Origin of the sequence: Pseudoalteromonas sp. UBA2102 (assembly GCF_002331165.1) — a bacterium.
Lineage (GTDB): Bacteria > Pseudomonadota > Gammaproteobacteria > Enterobacterales > Alteromonadaceae > Pseudoalteromonas > Pseudoalteromonas atlantica.
Genome location: NZ_DCYU01000069.1, coordinates 1 through 15,927 on the forward strand (window position 1 = coordinate 1; position 15,927 = coordinate 15,927).

Consider the following 15,927-nt stretch of genomic DNA (forward strand, 5'->3'; position numbering starts at 1 on the left):
CCTGAGGAAGCCCCTGCTGATGCGCTAGTTGAAGAGAGCGATGACTTTGATTTAGACGACATAGACGGCTTAATTGATGAAGCCGGCGATACAACCGAAGAAGCTCCTGCTGATGCGCTAGTTGAAGAAAGCGATGACTTTGATTTAGACGACATAGACAGCTTAATTGATGAAGTTGAAGATTCATCTGCCGCTCAAGTAGCAACAGATAATGATACAGAGCGAGATATTGATAGCGTATTAGCTGATTCAGTCGAAGATCTAGCTGATGCACAGGAAGATTTTGACGAAGATGATATTGAAACATTAGCGTCTTCACTTATTGATGAGCCAGAGCTTGTAGAAGAGCCAGAACTTCTCGAGGAACCAGAGCTTGTAGAAGAACCCGAGCTTGTAGAAGAACCCGAGCTTGCAGATGAGCCTGAACTTGTAGATGAGCCAGAGCTCGGAGAAGAGCCTGAGCTTGTAGATGAGCCTGAACTTGTAGAAGAGCCTGAGCTTGAAGAGGAGCCTGAGCTTGAAGAGGAGCCTGAGCTTGAAGAAGAATCCGAGCTTGTAGAAGAACCCGAGCTTGTAGGAGAGCCTGAACTTGTAGAAGAGCCTGAACTTGTAGAAGAGCCTGAACTTGTAGAAGAACCTGAACTTGAAGAAGAACCTGAACTTGTAGAAGAACCTGAACTTGAAGAAGAACCAGAGCTCGAAGAAGAGCCTGAACTCGAAGAAAAACCAGAGCTTGCAGATGAGCCTGAGCTTGCAGACGAGCCAGAACTTCTCGAGGAACCAGAGCTTGATGCTGACTTGCTTGAAAACACTGACTTTACAGATAGTTCAGAAACGTTACTCGACCCAGAGGATGCACAGGAAGAGTACACCGACGATACCCTAAAAAGTGTTGATGAATTACTCAACGAGCTACAGCAGGCTACAGACGAAGACTATGTTGAAAACCCTGATTGGGCGTTAGTTGATCTTGATGATGACATTGAAGAGGTAGAGGTTGATTTAGGTGACGATCCGCTTGATTCACAAGAAACACCAGCGAGTCCGCTTTTAGATACTCAACCTGAAAATGATGCTGTAAATGATACGCTTAGTGATGATATAGACTTTTCAGATGATAAGCCCGCGACGTTAGATGTAACAGAGCAACAGCAATATCTTCCTGATGAGTTATTGGGAGATGAGCTTGATGGTGATGCAACAGGCATGCAGCCAAGCCAAGCTGAACAAGACTTAGCAAACGCACTTTCAGGCAGTGAATTAGATAGCTTAGAAGACGACTTTGATGATGAGTTACTCATTGATAACGATTTTTCAGAGCCAGAACTTGAGCCGAAGCATACCGATGATATAGGTGCAGATGATAACCACGCTCAAGTGCCGTCATCACTAGATGAATTAACTGATGATGAAAGCCAGCTAGATTTATCTGAAAATACGGATGAAGACGAAGGGGTTTTCGATGATGATTTATTGCAAAGCGTTGATGAGCTAGACGACGAGCTTAATGCTTTATTAGATGAGCAAGTAACTCCAAGTGAAGAACTTGACGAGTACCCTGAGTTAGAGCTTGATAACGATGACGAAATTGATTTAGATGATCAGCAATCATATAGTCCGCAAGAGTTACAAGGTGATGAACTTGATGGACAAGCAAGCGGTATGGCGCCAAGCCAAGCTGAGCAAGACTTAGCAAATGCACTTGCTGGTAACACTGGTATTGATGCGTTAGAAGCCGACCTAGATGACGAGCCGCTGATTGATGATGAGCTTGATGCGCCTTTACCGCAAGAGGAACCTCTAGGTGAGGCGAAAACAACGGATAGTGCGCAGGAACAGCCTGATTTTGACGATGCAATTTTAGAACAAGCACTTTCAGAAGACGTTGAAGATGAAATAACAAATTCGCAATTAGAAGCCGAGCTAACACAGGCTGCTGATGATCAGACTAATGAAGATGTTATACCCGACGAGCAGCTAGACGATGAGTTTATGGCTGACTTAACGCAAACCGATTTTGATGCGTTGCTTAGTGAGTTAGGTGAACCGGATGAGTTAAATTTAGAAGATAGCAGCGAATTTGATGTCGACTTTGATAGCCTATTAAACGAAGACTTAGACACTGAAGTTGAAGCGAAAGCGGTGCAAGAAGAGCCTTCGCAAAATGAACCGCAGGCTACAACCGATGATTTTGTTGATATTGACGCGCTACTTGAGCAAAGCGATGACTCAGTACTTGAGCACGAACCCTATGACGAGGTTAATATGGACGTAGGGTTAAGTGACTTTGATTCGTTACTTGCAGGCGATAACCCAACAGATGTTGACTTAGAAAGCGGTGGTTATTCTGCCAAGCTTGATTTGGCACGAGCATACATTGAAATTGACGACTTTGACTCAGCCCTTAAAGTGATTGAAGATGTTATTGAAAGTGGCCCTGAAGATGTACAAGAAGAAGCGCAAAGTTTAAAAGCTAAACTTAACTAGAGCATTCATGATTATAAAAACCGCATTAGCTTTGTTAATGCGGTTTTTTTATAGGTACGAATAACTCTAACCTATAAAAGCACTTAATTAGTTTTAGACGTTAATTAAACCCAAGACGTTAAAAGCTCACTAACTTATCGCTGTGTTTTATTGGGGTAAAATAAATTACTTAATTTTGCGAATAACTATAAATAGACGAGGTTACTTTTATTGCATCGCGAGATAGCATAAAATGCCCCGTTCATTAGCACAGTAGGTAAAGCAGTAATTATGCGAGTAGCACTTGGAGTTGAATACAACGGCGCACGTTACAGTGGGTGGCAACGTCAGTCTCATGTAAATAGCGTACAACAAGAAGTAGAAAAAGCGTTGTCGAGCATTTGTAATCATCCGGTTGAAATAGTGTGTGCGGGCCGCACAGATGCAGGTGTACATGGCACTGGTCAAGTTGTACACTTTGAAACCCATGCTCCCCGTGAGATGGTTGCATTTACTATGGGAATGAACACGTTACTCCCTAAAGATATAGCGATTCGTTTTGCACAACCTGTTAGTGAAGACTTTCATGCACGCTTTAGCGCAACAGCGCGTCGTTATCGTTATGTTATTTATAATTACGCTTATAGAGGCGCAGTTATGAATGAAGGCGTTACGCATTTTCATCACCCACTTGATGAAACAAAAATGCAAGAGGCGTGTCAGTACTTAATTGGCGAGCACGACTTTACCTCTTTTAGAGCGCTGCATTGCCAAGCTAATACAGCAAACAGAACTATTCATCATTTATCGGTACAACGCCAGGGCGATTACGTTATTATTGATATTAAAGCGAACGCTTTTTTACACCATATGGTGCGTAATATTACCGGCTGTTTAATGGATATAGGCCTACACAAGCACCAACCTGTATGGTTAAAAGAGCTATTAGATTTAAAAGAACGTGCTAAAGCCAGTGCCACAGCAAAAGCCGCGGGTCTTTATTTAGTAGATGTAGATTACCCAGAACACTTTAATATTCCTAAAACCCCACTAGGGCCATTATTTTTACCTGACTCGGAATGTTAGTGTTGAATTTATAAGCGTTTATCTAACTACTAAGACCAGTTTTTTATACCGTGTTTGTGTAATTCATGTTTTAATTGAAAAAATCTGTCTGCTACTTATTAGCAGACTCGCGACACAGAACAGCATTAAGAGAGTTGCAAATGAGTTGGTTAGAAAAAATCTTACCTAAAACGACTAAGTCGTCAGGTCGTAAAGAAATTCCAGAAGGCGTTTGGGCTAAATGTACAGCTTGCGATTCAATTTTATATAAAGCTGAACTAGAAAAATCATTAAACGTATGTCCTAAATGCGACCATCACATGCGTGTGAGCGGCCGTAAACGTTTAGAGCACTTTTTAGATGAAGGTGACCGCACGGAGCTTGGCACTGAGCACGAGCCTAAAGATGTATTAAAGTTTAAAGACTCTAAAAAATACTCAGACCGTATTAGCGCAGCCCAAAAATCAAGTGGCGAAAAAGACGCGTTAGTAGCAATGAAGGGCCGCTTAAAAGGTATTCCTGTTGCTGCGGTTGCTTTTGAATTCTCATTTATGGGTGGTTCAATGGCCTCGGTTGTAGGCGCACGTTTTGTTGATGCCGTAGACCAATGTTTAGAGCACAACATGCCATTAGTGTGTTTTTCTGCCTCAGGTGGTGCACGTATGCAAGAAGCACTTATGTCGCTTATGCAAATGGCTAAAACCAGCGCTGCGCTTGCTAAAATGAGCGAAAAAGGCCTGCCGTTTATATCAGTAATGACCGACCCAACCATGGGTGGCGTATCTGCATCATTAGCGATGTTAGGTGATATTAACGTAGCTGAGCCAAAAGCTTTAATTGGCTTTGCGGGTCCGCGCGTAATTGAGCAAACAGTGCGTGAAACCTTGCCAGAAGGTTTTCAACGCAGTGAGTTCTTATTAGAGCACGGTGCAATTGATATGATTATTGACCGTCGTGAAATGCGCGACACATTAGCACGCGTACTTGCTAAATTTATGAACTTGCCTTCTACCGAACAAGAGCATAGAGTAGCGTAAATTTCAGCTTTACTGATTACACGCTATGACAAATACAATTCCTAGCCAATCATCAAGCCTTGATGATTGGCTTTGTTATTTAGAGAGTGTTCACCCTGCAAATATTGAAATGGGACTCGAACGCGTTGCTACTGTTGCAAATAACATTGGCTTATTAAACACTTCCAGCAAAATTATTCTTATTGGCGGCACAAACGGCAAAGGCACAACTGCACGCTGTTTAGAATCGCTATTACTTGCGCAAGGTTACAGCGTAGGTACGTATGCCTCTCCTCATTTAATTAGATACAACGAGCGTGTGCGCATAAATGGCCAAGAGCTTGATGATCAATACCATGTGGATGCCTTTAACACGCTAGAGCAAGGTCGCGCTAGCACGGCGCTTACGTATTTCGAATATGGCACCCTAGGTGCGCTGGCTATTTTTAAACGCTTTGAGGTTGATTATGTGCTGCTTGAGGTTGGTTTGGGCGGGCGCTTTGATGCCACCAATATTGTTACACCTTATGCAAGCGTGATCACCACCATAGATTTAGATCATAAAGAATACCTAGGCGATACACGAGAGTTAGTTGCTTATGATAAAGCAGGTATATTTCGTCAAAACACGCCGGCTATTATTGGTGATTTAAACATACCACATACAATGACCGATTACGGTGCTGAGATTAAAGCAGGCATGGTTATATCCGGTACTGATTTTATATTCAAAGAGCACGAAGCGCATTTTACATGGCAATATAAAAATTATAATTTGCTGTTAGATAAGCCAGCTATCCCTGCACAAAATGCAGCAACGGCCTTAACAACCCTAGCTGTGCTAAATTTATTGCCAAGTGATGAGGTAATTAAGCATTGTTTAGATAACTTAGTTGTTGAGGGGCGCTTTGAGCAGTTAAGCACTGCACCTTTAGTGTTTACCGATGTAGCTCACAATCCCGAATCTGCTCGTTATTTAGCACTAAAGCTTGCAAGCTATAAAGATAAAGGCTTTAAAATTCATGCATTAGTCGCTATGCTTGCTGATAAAGATAAAGCGGGTGTACTTAAAGAGGTAAGCCATGTAATTGATCACTGGTCTCTTACTAGCTTGCACATACCTCGTGGCGATAACGTTGAAAATATGGCCGCGGCGTTGCAAACTATACCTCATACAGGCACGCATGAACGCTATAATAGTGTGCACGATGCGCTTAATGTAATTATGCCTACACAGCAAAGTGATACGCTTTTAATTGTGTTTGGGTCATTTTTTACTGTTGCAGATGCTATAAACTACTTTAAAAAATAGAGAGAAAGTCGGTGAACTCAGGTTTTATAAATCGTTTAGTCGGAACCAGTATTGTGGTGATCGCAGCAATTGTGTTTATTCCTAATATACTCGATGGCGAAAAGGTCCACTACAAAGAGGGCTTTAAAGCTATCCCTGAACGCTCTGAGTTTAAAACTATTGACCTTCAAGAGTCTATAGATGAAAAAGTAGCGCAGGCTGAGCCTTTAAAACAAGAGCAAATTGAAGACATAGCTGCCGATGACGATGTGCTAACAAGCAAACAAAGCCAATACGCAGCAGAGCCTGAAATAGTCGAAGCAAGCATAGAGCCTCAAACTGCACCAGAGCCTGTAGCGAAAGCGCCAGAGCCGGTAAAAGCAAAACCTATTGCACCACGTAAAAGTGAAGAAAACCTCACTGATATGGCCTATGTAATTCAGCTAGGTAGTTTTTCCCATGCGGCTAATGTTAAGGCCTTACAAGCTAAGCTTAAAGCGAAAGGTTTTAAAACGTTTACAAAACCAATTAAAACGCCAAACGGCACATTGACTAAAGTGTTTGTTGGGCCCTCGCTTGATAAGGGGGAGCTGACCAAAAAGTTACCCGAGCTTAAAGCGCTTACCAAGTTAAACGGCAAAGTCACTCAATACAGCGTCTCTAATTGATTTTAAAAGGCCTTACTATAGTAAGGCTTTTTTTGTTTCTAAGGGCTAAAAATAGCCGTTAAAGTGATAAGTTTTTGTACGTGCTAGTTGCTGGTTATCTCCCGCTTTAACTTGCATATTAACGAGGTTTGGGTATAGAATGCGCCCCAAAATAGCGACTAATTGGTTAATATGATCTGGGTTGATTACGCCATTCTTGGCATCATTGCACTGTCTACCATCATCGGTTTAATACGCGGCTTTGTTAAAGAAGCTATGTCATTAGCAGTATGGGCTTGCGCATTTATCATCTCTAGTTTGTTTTACCAATATTTAGCTTCCTTCCTAACAAGTATTTCTGAACCCCTTTTAAGAAATGCGGCGGCCATTGCCATACTCTTCTTTGCGACGCTACTGTTAGGCGGTTTACTAAACTACATTTTAGGTGAGCTTGTACAACGTACTGGTTTATCTGGCACCGATCGTGTCTTCGGCATTGTTTTTGGTGCGTTACGAGGCGTGTTGGTCGTGAGCGCGTTACTCTTCTTTCTTGATGCTTTTACTGGTGCACCAAACACGCACTGGTGGGGCAATTCTATTTTGATTCCAGAATTTGGCTTTGTTGTTGAATGGTTCTTTTCGTACCTAGAAAACAACTCGAGCTTTTTAAATTCAGTAAACCGTTAATCGGCGAGGATAAATTACATGTGTGGTATCGTTGGGATAGTCGGAACATCTCCTGTTAATCAGGCGATTTATGATGGCTTAACTGTTTTGCAGCACCGAGGTCAAGATGCCGCGGGCATCATTACCATTGAAAACAATACGTTTAGCTTGCGCAAAGCAAATGGCCTAGTAAAGGATGTGTTTCACACCCGCCATATGAAACGACTACAAGGCACAATTGGTATTGGCCACGTACGTTACCCTACTGCTGGCTCGTCAAGTTCATCTGAAGCGCAGCCATTTTATGTTAATTCACCATTTGGTATTGCGCTTGCGCACAATGGTAATTTAACCAATGCTGAAACTCTAAAGCAGCAACTGTTCTCAGAAGCGCGTCGTCACGTTAATACAACGTCTGACTCAGAAATACTACTTAATATCATGGCGCATGAGCTAAGTAAGTCTGACAAATTGCATTTAGACGCTGAAGACATCTTCACTGCAGTAACCGAAGTAAACAACAAAGTAACCGGTGGCTACGCCGCTATTGCGATGATTATTGGTCACGGTGTTTTAGCATTTCGTGACCCTAATGGTATCCGTCCTTTGGTATTTGGTAAGCGTGAAACCGCTAAAGGCACTGAGTACATGTTTGCCTCAGAAAGCGTAGCATTAAAGCCAGACGGCTTTGAATTTGTGCGTGACGTTGCACCAGGTGAAGCGATTTACGTAACTGAAGATGGCCAATTTCATTCACAAAGCTGTGCTGAAAAAGCCTCTTATGCGCCGTGTATTTTTGAGTTTGTTTATTTTGCTCGCCCTGATTCAACCATCGATCGTATGTCGGTTTACGCAACGCGTGTAAACATGGGTACTAAACTGGGTGAAAAAATTGCGCGTGAGTGGAGCGATAAAGACATTGATGTTGTTATCCCAATTCCTGAAACCTCATGCGATGTGGCGTTAGAAATTGCCCGCATGCTTGATTTACCTTACCGCCAAGGCTTTGTTAAAAACCGTTATATTGGTCGTACATTTATCATGCCTGGCCAAGAAATGCGTAAAAAGTCAGTGCGTCAAAAGCTAAATGCGATTGACCGTGAGTTTAAAGGTAAAAACGTTTTACTGGTTGATGATTCAATTGTACGCGGTACAACCTCGGCACAAATTGTAGAAATGGCCCGTGAAGCCGGAGCAAAAAATGTGTATTTTGCCTCAGCAGCACCAGAAATTCGTTTTCCTAATGTATATGGTATTGATATGCCATCTGCCGCAGAGCTTATTGCGCATGGCCGCGAAGTTGAAGACATTAACCAAAGCATCAGTGCTGATGGCTTAATTTTTCAATCACTAAACGATTTAATTGCCGCTGTAAGCCAAGAAAACCCAGAAATTACTAAGTTTGAAACCTCTGTATTTGATGGTCAATACATTACCGGCGATATCGATCAAGATTACTTAAATCATATTGATCAATTGCGTAACGACTCGGCTAAAAGTAACCGCGAAAACGCCATGTCATCAGGCCTTGAAATACACAATCAAGATGCCAACGAAGCTGATTAATGTGTGATTAAACATAATCAGACATAAAAAAAAGGAGCTAATTAGCTCCTTTTTTGCGAAGGAAAGAAAGGGAACACTTCATATCAAACAACGTGGTTGATTAGGTAAACATTGGACTCACAATGCCGTTAGTCCAAAGTATTGCGGTTACAGCTAAAATTATTACCAATAAAATTAGCCCGCAGGTAACAACAGAGCTGGCATAAATAAAGCCGCGCTCTTGTGGAATATGCATTAGTATTGGCACGCCTGTATAAAGCAAGTACACCGAGTAGGCTAGGGCAATCATACCTACGCAAACAACAAACCACAGCTCAGGTAAAAAAGCGGCTAAGGCCGACATAAACACGGGTGTAGCAGTATAAGCGGCAAGTTCAAGCGTTTGTGTAAAGGTAGGTTTAGCACCAAATGTAACGGCCATCCAATGGGCTAAATAGGCCAGTGCAAACACACCGGCTATTAACGCACCATACATAGCCACGGCAATTAGCAGTGCGCTTTCATGTGTTAAAAATACTGGGTTGCCCGCACCAATACTCCAGCCTAAATACACCGATGAGTAATACCCCATAATCGATGGAAATAATGCAATAAGTAAAATATGCGACAGGCTATAAGTCAGGCTTTCGTGGCGGTTATCTATTGTTTGCCATTCTTCGAGTGGATGAGCATAAATGCCCCACAGGTGGTTCAGTATCATAGCGGTACTCCATAAAAGGAACGTATTACTGTTGGTTATAATTTAGTTTTAGTTAGTTTGTTTTTTATACAGCACCTATATTTATGGTTTAGTTCATATACAAAGTCAAGTTAACTGCTTATTAACATTTTAAAGAGGTTGTTTTAGCTCGTTTTATTCTTCGTTATTTTTCGTGTTAAAATGGCTTTTTATTATTTGAAGTAACGAGCAGCCCTGTGCCACATAGCGAACTTTTAGCCCCTATTAATAATTTTTTATTGTGTGAAACCCCAAATGAATGGGTTATTGAGGCAGTAAAAAAAGAAAATTTATCGATTATTTTAATCGATCACTTAATTTGTGAGTTAAAAGCAGCGCAAAGTGCAATGTTTTTAATTCGTAAGTACGCGGTAGATAAAGACAGCAGCGATGCATTACTTGAATGGCTAAAGCCCTTTGAAACACTTATTTATAAACGCGAAGGTAATTGGCGTGATTTAGCGGCTAAAAATAAACTTACAAAATCTATTATCCCAAAGTCTAACTCACCTTACGGGCAAGATTTAATAGATAAAATGGTGATGCTAATAAAAGAAGAATTACATCACTTTTATCAAGTGCTCGAAATAATGGACGAGTATGGAGTAAAGTACCGCAGTATTACACCGTGTCGTTACGCTAAAGGGATGCTACGTAACGTTAAAACGTTTGAGCCTAATGCATTAGTCGATAAACTAATTGTAGGTGCTTATATTGAGGCTCGCTCATGTGAGCGTTTTGCTGCACTTGCTCCACATGTTGATAAACGCTTAGGCGATTTTTATATTTCATTGCTTCGCTCTGAGGCGCGCCATTATCAAGATTACTTAACACTGGCACAAGAAATTGCTGATTTTGATATTACTGAGCGAGTCGACTTTTTTGGTAAAATTGAGGCTGATTTGATCACTAGCCCTGATGAAGACTTTAAATTTCACAGTGGCGCTCCTGCACTAGTTACTAATTAAAGCAGTGTTATTTAGCTCTTCAAGCACACCGGTTAGTTAGGTGTGCTACTTCTTTCTATAAAGTCTATGAGCTCAAGCGCCGTGCTTTGAGAAAAGCCATGTTTTACTAATAGCTCTTTTGCGGTGCCATTGTATAAAATAGTAGAAAAGCCTTGTTCAAGCGCGTCTCTTTTTTGTTTTGCATCAGGGTCAGACTTTGGAAACATAACATGCAGTTGATGATGCTCTAAATCGGGCGAAATATATTCAACTTGTGGCGCGCCGGGTTCATTAAGCTTTTCGGTGTTTTTTAACCAGTATTCACCCACTTCTTTAGTGCCTGCTACTAAGTCTATTCGTCCTTTTTGAAGCATATATAAACTGTTAATTAACCCGCGAGTTGAGGTTACGGCCAGGCCATTACTTTCAGAAAAAACTTCACTTACTGCATAGCCAACGCCTTTACAAATACTGTATGGCTGTAAAGAGTCCATACTGCCGTCATAGTTTATTTGTCTGTCTTTGAGCTTAAATAGTCCAACGTATACGTTAGCAAGTGGGCGCGAGTAATAAAAAAGATCAGTACGCGACTTTGTATAAAAAGCGCCTAAAATCGCATCTTTTTTATTTATTTTGGTAAGCTCCAGCGCTCTGTTCCAGCTGGTAAACTCGATGTCGTTATTAATATTTTGATTAGCTAAGGCCGCTTTAGTTAAGGCAGTAACCCAGCCGTTATCAATTAAGCGCTCACCAATATAGGGTGGGGAGTTTTCGGCGACGAGTTGCCAATTTTCTGATGCATACCCTTTGGAAAAAATGCAACAAAGCACCAAACAATAAATAGCTTTATACATATATCCTTATCCTATTACCAAAAAGTACTTAAATAATAGTCAGGATTTGAGATTATGCGAAGGGCGTATTAATGAGTTTTTGACCTTGTGGAGTAACCACTAAATATGAGCCTTGAGTATACCAATCACCAAGTACAGTGCGTGTTAGTGTTTGCTTACCTACAGTGTAAGTGTGTACGTTAGGGCGGTGGGTGTGGCCGTGTATCATGTTGCTTACATTATACTTGGCAAACATCGCTAGTGCGGCGTCATCTACTACGTCTAAAATTTCTATGGGTTTTTCGGCTTGGCTTAATTTGCTTTTTTCTCTGGCATTGCGAGCAATTTTTTTTCTGTACCATAGTGGCATTGCTAACATTAATTTAGGCCACCACCAACCGCGACTTTTTTTACGAAACTTTTGATACTCAATATCTTGGGTACACATTTCATCACCGTGCAAAATAACAGTGGGAGTGCCATATAAATCTATAACCGTTTGCTCGTTTAGCAATACCATACCTGCGCGTTTAGCGTATTGCTCACGCATAATAAAATCGCGATTACCGTGTATAAAGTACACTGGTGTACCGCCATCTTTAACGGCTTTTAAATGCTTTGCTACCTCACTAGCCAATTCTGTTACGTAGTCATCCCCAACCCATACTTCAAAAAAATCACCTAAAATATACAGTGCATCTACGGGCTTACCAATAATGTGCGTATTTAAAAAGCGATAAAAGGCCTCGCTAATATCTGGGCGGTTTTCACTTAGGTGTAAGTCTGCAATAAAGTAGGTTTGAGAAGTCATAGAGGCATCTAGTTAGGTTAAATAAAAGCGGGCGAATACATAAATAATGTACTATGCCCGCTTAATTACTCAGTATATGAGTAAGCGTTTAGCTTACAGTAACGTTTTCGATGATTACATTTTCAAGCGGTACGTCTTGGTGAAAACCAGCGCTGCCTGTTGCTACACCTTTAATTTTATTTACTACGTCCATGCCTTCAACTACTTCAGCAAATACACAGTAACCCCAGCCTTGCGAAGTTTCGCTGCTGTGGTTTAAAAAGTCGTTGTCGTTAACGTTAATAAAAAATTGGGCTGTTGCTGAATGTGGATCAGGCGTACGCGCCATTGCTAATGTACCTACTTTATTAGATAGGCCATTATTTGCTTCGTTTTGAATTGGGTCGTTAACGTCTTTTTGTTCCATACCAGGTACAAACCCACCGCCTTGCACCATAAAGCCGTCAATTACGCGGTGAAAAATAGTGCCGTTGTAAAAACCTGAGTTTGCGTACTCTAAAAAGTTTTTAACTGTGTTTGGAGCTTCTTGCTCAAACATTTTAATGGTGATGTCACCAAAATTAGTGTGTAGAACAACCATGTGGTTTCCTATATCTGGTTTAATTAGTCGCGCTATTTTATCTTAGTTAACTAAGATAAACAAAGTGCTTGTTCAATATATCCAAAGCTGCCCAAGGTATATACTTGTGCGTTTTACAGGGGGTTAATATCGAAGCGGTATTTGGCCGTTGTGGTATTTTTTTTCAATATATAACCATGCACAGAACAAGAGCCTGTTAAGCAATAAACAGGGTGGTTTAAAACTGATTTTTACAGTGTTATTAATTTTAACAACAGAACCTCTATTACATACAATCAAGGCCTTGCCTAAATTGGTTTTAATTGCTGCTTAAACATGCGTATTGAAGAGGTTTGAGTATAAAAAGCGCTAGAGCGGGGGCTTTTCAAGTGTTAACATATCCAACTCAGCAAACAGTCAAGGACTAAAAGTAAATGGTACAAATATACAACACACTCACGCGACAAAAAGAGCAGTTTAAACCTATGGTCGAAGGCAAAATCGACATGTATGTGTGTGGTATCACCATTTATGATTTTTGTCATATCGGTCATGCGCGTACATTTGTCGGGTTTGATGTTATTGTCCGCTACCTTCGCCACCTTGGGTACGACTTAAAATACGTACGTAATATTACCGACGTAGATGATAAAATAATTAAACGCGCAAACGAAAATGGCGAGTCAATTAATGACCTAACTTTGCGTATGACCCAAGCCATGCACGAAGACTTTGATAGCCTAAACATGCTGCGCCCAGATATTGAACCTACGGTTACAAACCATATGGATGAAATTATCGAAATGGTTGAGCGCTTAATTGCAAAAGGCCATGCATACGTAGCAAACGACGGCGACGTGCTTTTTGATGTTTCTACGTTTGAGCAGTACGGCGCACTATCGCAACAAGATTTAAGTATGCTCCAAGCAGGCTCTCGCGTAGAGGTTGCACAAGATAAAGACGATCCGCTTGATTTTGTATTGTGGAAAAAAGCAAAAGCAGGCGAGCCTTCTTGGTCATCTCCGTGGGGAGAAGGGCGTCCGGGTTGGCATATAGAATGTTCAGCAATGAGCTCAAAGCATTTAGGTGAGCATTTTGATATTCACGGTGGCGGCTCTGATTTACAGTTTCCGCATCACGAAAACGAAATTGCGCAATCATGCTGTGCAAACAATGGCAAGTATGTAAATACGTGGATCCATACAGGCATGGTACAAGTAAATAAAGAAAAAATGTCTAAATCATTAGACAACTTTTTTACTGTGCGTGAGGTACTAAAAACATATGACGCTGAATCAGTTCGTTACTTTTTAATATCAGGGCATTACCGTAGCCAGTTAAATTACTCACAAGAGAATTTAGATCAAGCACGTTCATCGCTTGAACGTATTTACACAGCACTTCGCGGTGTTGAGCCAATAACGTGCGATATTGAAAACAATGAGTACGTGGCTAAATTTAGAAAAGCCATGAATGATGACTTTAATACACCAGAGGCGTTACCGGTGTTATTTGAACTGGCTAAAGAGCTAAACCGTGTTAAAGACACCGATACACAGCAAGCAGGGCAGTTAGCATTTGTGCTACGCAGCATAGGCGAAGTACTTGGTGTTGCCCAGCAAGCACCTGAATCGTTTTTGCAAGGCGGGCAAGATGATGATGAAGTGGCCACTATCGAAGCGCTGATTGTAAAACGTAATGAAGCGCGCGCAAACAAAGATTGGGCTGCTGCTGATGAAGCACGTGATGCACTTAATGCACTCGGTGTTGTGCTTGAAGACTCAGCAGGTAAAACAACGTGGCGTAAAGCGTAAATGCGTTAAAGTAGCTTTTAAACTAAAAAGGGTTGCCAGTTGGCAACCCTTTTTTAATGCTAAGGCATTAAATTAACTGTGGTATTTTTCACATGCTTCGAGGGTATTTTCAATTAAACTTGCTACAGTCATTGGGCCAACGCCACCCGGTACAGGAGTAATAAAATCAGCTTTTTGCTCTGCAACACTGTACTGAACATCGCCCACTAACTTGCCTGTATCTAAACGGTTAATACCTACATCAATCACAATCGCACCTTCTTTTACCCACTCACCAGGTATAAATTCAGGTTTACCTACGGCCACTACTAATAAGTCTGCGCGGCGCACATGGGTTTCTAAGTCTTGTGTAAATTTGTGACATACCGTTGTAGTACAACCGGCAAGTAATAACTCAAGCGACATAGGGCGGCCAACAATATTAGAGGCACCAACAACTACCGCATGCATCCCTTTGTAACGCACGCCCGTTGAATCTAATAAGGTAATAATCCCTTTGGGTGTACATGGGCGCAGCGCCGGCATACGTTGCGCTAAGCGGCCAATATTGTAAGGGTGAAAACCGTCTACATCTTTATGTGGTGTAATACGTTCTAAAATCTTTTCTGCATCTAGGCCTTCAGGTAGCGGTAGTTGCACCAAAATACCATCTACTTCGCCATCGTTATTTAGCTCATCAATTAATGCTAGTAGTTCTTCTTCGCTGGTTTGCGCTGGTAAATCAAATGACTTTGAAATAAATCCTACCTCTTCACACGCTTTACGCTTAGAGCCAACGTAAACTTGGCTTGCAGGGTCAAGCCCTACCAGTACTACTGCTAAACCGGGTGCACGTAAACCGTTTGCAACGCGTTCGCTTACGCGCTCAGCCACTGCACTACGTACTTGTTTTGCGATTGCCTTACCATCAATGATGTTTGCCGTCATGGGGGACCTTTAATTGGGGTTAAATAAACTTCGATACTTATATTTTAAAAGCATTTGCATATAAAGAGGGGTGTATGCAAAAAATTAATTTTATTAATGCTTTTTTAATATGCAGGCTATTTTCGCAGAAAAGGCCCGAAGCGCCAAGTTGCTTTTAGGTTATAAACCGGTGTTTTCAAAAAAAGCGTCTAAATTTCAGCTTAGTTTTGCAATATTTAACCATTATGAACTAAAAATGACCGATTGATTTATTTTATGCAAAAAACGTTTGACCTCTCCCAGGCAAATCACTATTATGCACCCCGTTGTCAACGAGGTCACTCGCAGGCAATCGTAAGCATCGGCGATTAGCGCAGTTTGGTAGCGCACTTGGTTTGGGTCCAAGGGGTCGCAGGTTCAAATCCTGCATCGCCGACCACTTCTTTTATTTTTATAATAGAATAGCTTACAGGCAAACTATGAAGTTTTCGATGCGCCCGTAGCTCAGCTGGATAGAGCAACGCCCTTCTAAGGCGTTGGTCGAAGGTTCGAATCCTTCCGGGTGCGCCATTTGAAAACAAAGTAAATACCGTGGTGATTGTAGCTCAGTTGGTAGAGCCCC

The 15,927-nt window shown here is 41.5% G+C and carries 14 protein-coding genes and 2 tRNA genes; 11 read left to right on the forward strand and 5 right to left on the reverse strand.

The genetic code is table 11. From position 1 onward, the window contains the following. The 7 genes from B2R65_RS09430 to purF form a co-directional block, all read left to right on the forward strand. On the forward strand, window positions 1–2,487 hold a 2,487-nt coding region (locus B2R65_RS09430), incomplete at its 5' end, for a FimV/HubP family polar landmark protein (protein ID WP_286742144.1). Window positions 2,488–2,757: 270 nt separating this feature from the next. Beyond that, complete coding sequence (gene truA, locus B2R65_RS09435; RefSeq protein WP_054983053.1) at window positions 2,758–3,552, forward strand: tRNA pseudouridine(38-40) synthase TruA; 795 nt, start codon at window positions 2,758–2,760, stop codon at window positions 3,550–3,552. A 140-nt stretch (window positions 3,553–3,692) separates the two neighbouring features. Then, on the forward strand, window positions 3,693–4,568 hold the full coding sequence (accD, locus tag B2R65_RS09440; RefSeq protein WP_024032247.1) for an acetyl-CoA carboxylase, carboxyltransferase subunit beta: 876 nt from the start codon (window positions 3,693–3,695) through the stop codon (window positions 4,566–4,568). A gap of 25 nt (window positions 4,569–4,593) precedes the next feature. Continuing rightward, window positions 4,594–5,859 (forward strand): bifunctional tetrahydrofolate synthase/dihydrofolate synthase, encoded by a 1,266-nt coding sequence (folC, locus tag B2R65_RS09445; RefSeq protein ID WP_286742148.1) that lies wholly within the window; start codon window positions 4,594–4,596, stop codon window positions 5,857–5,859. Window positions 5,860–5,870: 11 nt separating this feature from the next. Continuing rightward, window positions 5,871–6,506 (forward strand): SPOR domain-containing protein, encoded by a 636-nt coding sequence (locus B2R65_RS09450; RefSeq protein WP_029772564.1) that lies wholly within the window; start codon window positions 5,871–5,873, stop codon window positions 6,504–6,506. Window positions 6,507–6,677: 171 nt separating this feature from the next. Further along, complete coding sequence (locus B2R65_RS09455) at window positions 6,678–7,172, forward strand: CvpA family protein (RefSeq protein WP_004586885.1); 495 nt, start codon at window positions 6,678–6,680, stop codon at window positions 7,170–7,172. A gap of 18 nt (window positions 7,173–7,190) precedes the next feature. Then, on the forward strand, window positions 7,191–8,717 hold the full coding sequence (gene purF / locus B2R65_RS09460) for an amidophosphoribosyltransferase (RefSeq protein ID WP_256845277.1): 1,527 nt from the start codon (window positions 7,191–7,193) through the stop codon (window positions 8,715–8,717). A gap of 100 nt (window positions 8,718–8,817) precedes the next feature. Here the strand turns inward: purF and B2R65_RS09465 are convergent, their stop codons facing one another. Continuing rightward, a complete protein-coding gene (locus B2R65_RS09465; protein ID WP_004586887.1) occupies window positions 8,818–9,417 on the reverse strand; it encodes a Yip1 family protein in 600 nt (199 codons plus the stop codon). 215 nt (window positions 9,418–9,632) lie between these two features. Between B2R65_RS09465 and miaE the strand changes: the two genes are divergently transcribed. Then, the gene (gene miaE, locus B2R65_RS09470; RefSeq protein WP_286742154.1) at window positions 9,633–10,403 is read left to right on the forward strand and encodes a tRNA isopentenyl-2-thiomethyl-A-37 hydroxylase MiaE; all 771 of its coding nucleotides are present in this window, start codon (window positions 9,633–9,635) and stop codon (window positions 10,401–10,403) included. Between the two features lie 32 nt (window positions 10,404–10,435). Here miaE and B2R65_RS09475 read toward each other — a convergent pair whose 3' ends face one another. From B2R65_RS09475 to B2R65_RS09485, 3 genes are all read right to left on the reverse strand, one after another. Beyond that, window positions 10,436–11,236 carry a substrate-binding periplasmic protein gene (locus B2R65_RS09475; protein ID WP_004586889.1) on the reverse strand — a complete coding sequence of 267 codons (801 nt, stop codon included), beginning with the start codon at window positions 11,234–11,236 and terminating at the stop codon, window positions 10,436–10,438. 52 nt (window positions 11,237–11,288) lie between these two features. Next, window positions 11,289–12,026: a UDP-2,3-diacylglucosamine diphosphatase gene (locus B2R65_RS09480; RefSeq protein ID WP_286742157.1), complete on the reverse strand. Its 738-nt coding sequence runs from the start codon at window positions 12,024–12,026 to the stop codon at window positions 11,289–11,291. Window positions 12,027–12,114: 88 nt separating this feature from the next. Continuing rightward, window positions 12,115–12,606, reverse strand: a complete 492-nt coding sequence (locus B2R65_RS09485) for a peptidylprolyl isomerase (protein ID WP_024032242.1) — start codon at window positions 12,604–12,606, stop codon at window positions 12,115–12,117. Between the two features lie 413 nt (window positions 12,607–13,019). On the opposite strand from B2R65_RS09485, the gene cysS reads away from it, so the two are divergent. After that, complete coding sequence (gene cysS, locus B2R65_RS09490) at window positions 13,020–14,399, forward strand: cysteine--tRNA ligase (RefSeq protein WP_096041402.1); 1,380 nt, start codon at window positions 13,020–13,022, stop codon at window positions 14,397–14,399. A gap of 72 nt (window positions 14,400–14,471) precedes the next feature. Here the strand turns inward: cysS and folD are convergent, their stop codons facing one another. Beyond that, window positions 14,472–15,326, reverse strand: coding sequence for a bifunctional methylenetetrahydrofolate dehydrogenase/methenyltetrahydrofolate cyclohydrolase FolD (gene folD, locus B2R65_RS09495; protein ID WP_029772557.1), 855 nt, complete (start codon window positions 15,324–15,326; stop codon window positions 14,472–14,474). 341 nt (window positions 15,327–15,667) lie between these two features. On the opposite strand from folD, the gene B2R65_RS09500 reads away from it, so the two are divergent. Both B2R65_RS09500 and B2R65_RS09505 read left to right on the forward strand, forming a co-directional pair. Then, window positions 15,668–15,744, forward strand: a tRNA-Pro gene (locus B2R65_RS09500). A gap of 54 nt (window positions 15,745–15,798) precedes the next feature. Further along, window positions 15,799–15,875: transfer RNA gene (locus tag B2R65_RS09505), tRNA-Arg, on the forward strand. Window positions 15,876–15,927 lie beyond the last annotated feature (52 nt).